4 protein-coding genes and 1 pseudogene are annotated in these 3,051 nt (G+C 67.7%); 3 read left to right on the plus strand and 2 right to left on the minus strand.

The genetic code is table 11. The features are described from left to right. Nucleotides 1-181, minus strand: a pseudogene (locus ACEN88_RS27980) (DUF2807 domain-containing protein); the annotation flags it as partial. Nucleotides 182-398: 217 nt separating this feature from the next. Further along, nucleotides 399-1,367, minus strand: coding sequence for a hypothetical protein (locus ACEN88_RS27985; RefSeq protein WP_413344910.1), 969 nt, complete (start codon nt 1,365-1,367; stop codon nt 399-401). A gap of 185 nt (nt 1,368-1,552) precedes the next feature. Here ACEN88_RS27985 and ACEN88_RS27990 point away from each other — a divergent pair, with 185 nt between their 5' ends. The 3 genes from ACEN88_RS27990 to ACEN88_RS28000 all read left to right on the plus strand — a co-directional run. Then, nucleotides 1,553-1,738: a hypothetical protein gene (locus ACEN88_RS27990; protein WP_036238481.1), complete on the plus strand. Its 186-nt coding sequence runs from the start codon at nt 1,553-1,555 to the stop codon at nt 1,736-1,738. Beyond that, a complete protein-coding gene (locus ACEN88_RS27995) occupies nt 1,720-2,205 on the plus strand; it encodes a hypothetical protein (RefSeq protein WP_413344912.1) in 486 nt (161 codons plus the stop codon). The genes ACEN88_RS27990 and ACEN88_RS27995 overlap by 19 nt, the downstream gene beginning before the upstream one ends. A 15-nt stretch (nt 2,206-2,220) precedes the next feature. Beyond that, nucleotides 2,221-3,051 (plus strand): ExeA family protein (locus tag ACEN88_RS28000; RefSeq protein WP_413344914.1); only part of this gene is annotated, 831 nt, incomplete at its 3' end.

Consider the following 3,051-nt stretch of genomic DNA (forward strand, 5'->3'; position numbering starts at 1 on the left):
CCTGCGCGTCGATCACGACGTGGTACGGGCCCGCCAGCTCGATCGCGCTGAATGCCGTGATTGCACGCCGTTCCGTGGCATTGCCGGTCTCCTGCGGCTGGGCGAACGAGGCGGGCATCGTGACGAAGGCGCCGGCCGCGAGCGCGGCGGCCAGGACGGTGAGCTTGAGGGCGTTTTTCATGGTGTCGTCGTGGTTGTCTGCGGCAGCGCCGGGAGACTGCACGATACGGCAGGCAGAACGCCGATGCAGCCGGCTTTCGACGAATGCGCGAAAACGGGGGACAGGCTGCGCAAAACAAGGAGTGGATGGCGTCGCTGTCATCCCCGCGAAGGCGGGGATCCATACGGCGCTGACTGGGATGCTCGGCATGGGTTCCCGTTTTCGCGGGAACGACGGGTTACTTGACGGCCGTGACCGTGAAACCGGCCTGTGCGAGATCGTCCAGCAGCCCCCCGCAATCCGCATCGTCGTGCCGCGCCGCGAACAGGTTGCGCACGGGGACCACGTAGAAATGCGTGCGGCCGTCCGCCACCTTCGCCATGCGTGCGATCCAGGCGCGGTTGCGCGCGCACACGAGGCCCGCGTCCAGCGGCGCCAGCCTGGTCAGCAGACTCCCGTCGGACGGCGCGCGGCCGTGCAGCAGGGCGTCGAAGTCGCGCGTGAGGCGCGCCGTGGCCGCCGGGGAGGGCGGCGCACTGTCCACGACGTCCAGCAGCATCGTCGTGCGGCGCGGGCCGGCGGCGCAGTAGGCGTGCATCATGCCCGTGCGGTAATCGATGTCGTGCACGGGGATGTCCGGACGCGCGCGCACGAGGGCTTCGGCGACGTTGCCGCCTTTGTTGTGGTCTGGCGCGGCGGACGCGAGCGCGGCCACCTGCATGCGCGCGAACTGCAGCAGCGTGAATTCGTCGCTCATCTCGATCAGGCGCGCCCAGGACTGCGCCTGCGTGTCCGGATCGGGCGCCTTCGCGAGCGCCTTGACGTCGAGCGCGTCGCGCCGGGCCATGTCGGCCTGCAGCGCGAGCGTGAGGATGCGCTGGCGCGCGTCGTTCAGCATGGCGATGCCTTGCTCGTCGAGCTGGCGCAGGTCGCATCCGGGTGCCGCGGGGCCTTCCTCGCCATCGTCCACGCCCTCGACCGCCAGCGTGGCGGACGCGCGCAGCGCGGGCAGCACGGCGCGGGTGTAATAGGCGTCGAATTCGGCCGGCAGGCCGGCGGGCGTCGCGGCGAGCACGTACAGCGTGGTCATGCCATGGCCTTCGACCGCATGCGTGGCTTTCCAGAGACGCGGCGTGGCGGCATGCGCCGTACCGGCCGCCAGGGTGAGCAGGCACGCGAAGATGCGAGGGAGGAGGGCGGTCGTCATGCCGGAATTATAGCTACGGATTGCTTGGCAGCATGACAACCGCGACCTGCTGCAGATGTGGTTGGAGCGCAACGACGGCGCCTGCCGGGCCATTGCGCGTACCCCATCCCGACGCACGCCTGGTGCCCGGCCGTGGCCGGAACGGAGGGCGAATGTCATAATGGGTGCTCGTCAAGGAGATCATCGTGATTCGCTACATGGGCACCCGCAAGAATGCGGAAGGTGCCTCCGTCTATATATTCATCGTCAACGGCATGGAAAAGGAAGTGCGCGAGCACGCGCTCAAGCAGCATCCAGGCTGTTACGAGGCGCTGCCGGCCTCGGTGAAGGCGAAGATCGCCGCCAACCGCGCATGGTTGGGAAAATTGTAGGCCTGCTGGCTGCCGCACTGGCGCTCGCCGGGCCCGTGCACGCGCAGACCCAGGACAAGCCGCCGTCCACGTTCGGCCCCGTCATCGGCGCGGCCCTGCTGTGCCACGACCATCTCGACAACAAGTATTTCTATACCTGGCTGAAGACCCATTTCGGCCCCGCGTACAAGCACGAAGGCGGCGCGTACTGGTTCCGCACGGGCGAGACGATCCTGTGGGGCGCGCCCGTCACCGAGGTGATGGTCAGCGACGACACCAGCGAATGGGTGTTCGTGGGCGCCGTCGCCGACGTGGCGCCGGACGAACTGGAGCAGGCCGTCCGCAAGGCGGCGGGCGTGCGCCACCTGGCGGCCGATGCGTCGCCTTACCCTTTGCGCGTATCCGTCCCCGGCAGCACGATCGCTTACTACAATGCCAAAAGCAAAATATACTGCGCGAAGTTCAAACCGCTGCCCCCGCGCCGGTAAGCTTTTGGTATTGACATGTACACAAACTACTTCCACTTAAAACAGGCGCCGTTTTCCATCGCGCCCGATCCACGTTACCTGTTCATGAGCGAACGCCATCGCGAGGCGCTCGCGCACCTGCTGTATGGGATAGGCAGCGGCGGGGGCTTCGTGCTGCTCACGGGCGAGATCGGCGCCGGCAAGACGACCGTGTGCCGCTGCTTCATCGAGCAGGTGCCGGACGACTGCCGCCTGGCCTATATCTTCAACCCGAAGCTGACGGTCGAGGAATTGCTGCAGACGATCTGCGACGAATTCCGCATCGCCGTGTCGTCCGCGGCGGGGGTGAAAGCCTATGTGGACGCGATCAACGCCTACCTGCTCGACAGCCACGCGCAAGGCCACAACAACGTGCTCGTGATCGACGAGGCGCAGAACCTGTCGGCCCAGGTGCTGGAGCAGCTGCGCCTCCTGACGAACCTGGAGACCAGCGAGCGCAAGCTCCTGCAGATCATCCTGATCGGCCAGCCGGAACTGCGCACGATGCTCGCGCGGCCGGAACTGGAGCAGCTGGCCCAGCGCGTCATCGCCCGCTACCATCTCGGCCCGTTGTCCGCCGAGGAGACGAGCGCCTATGTCGCGCACCGCCTGGCCGTCGCGGGCGTGCAGGCCGCGACGCCGGTTCCCGCCGCGCTGGCGCCATTGATCCACCGCCTGACGGACGGCGTCCCGCGCCGCATCAACCTGTTGTGCGACCGCGCGCTGCTTGGCGCCTATGTCGAGAACAGCCGCGACGTCACGCCGGCGATCCTGCGCCGTGCCGCGCGCGAGGTGTTCGCCGGCGACGATGCGAGCGCCGGCGAACAC

Source organism: Massilia sp. CT11-108, assembly GCF_047302915.1.
In the GTDB taxonomy this organism is placed as follows: domain Bacteria; phylum Pseudomonadota; class Gammaproteobacteria; order Burkholderiales; family Burkholderiaceae_D; genus Telluria; species Telluria orientalis.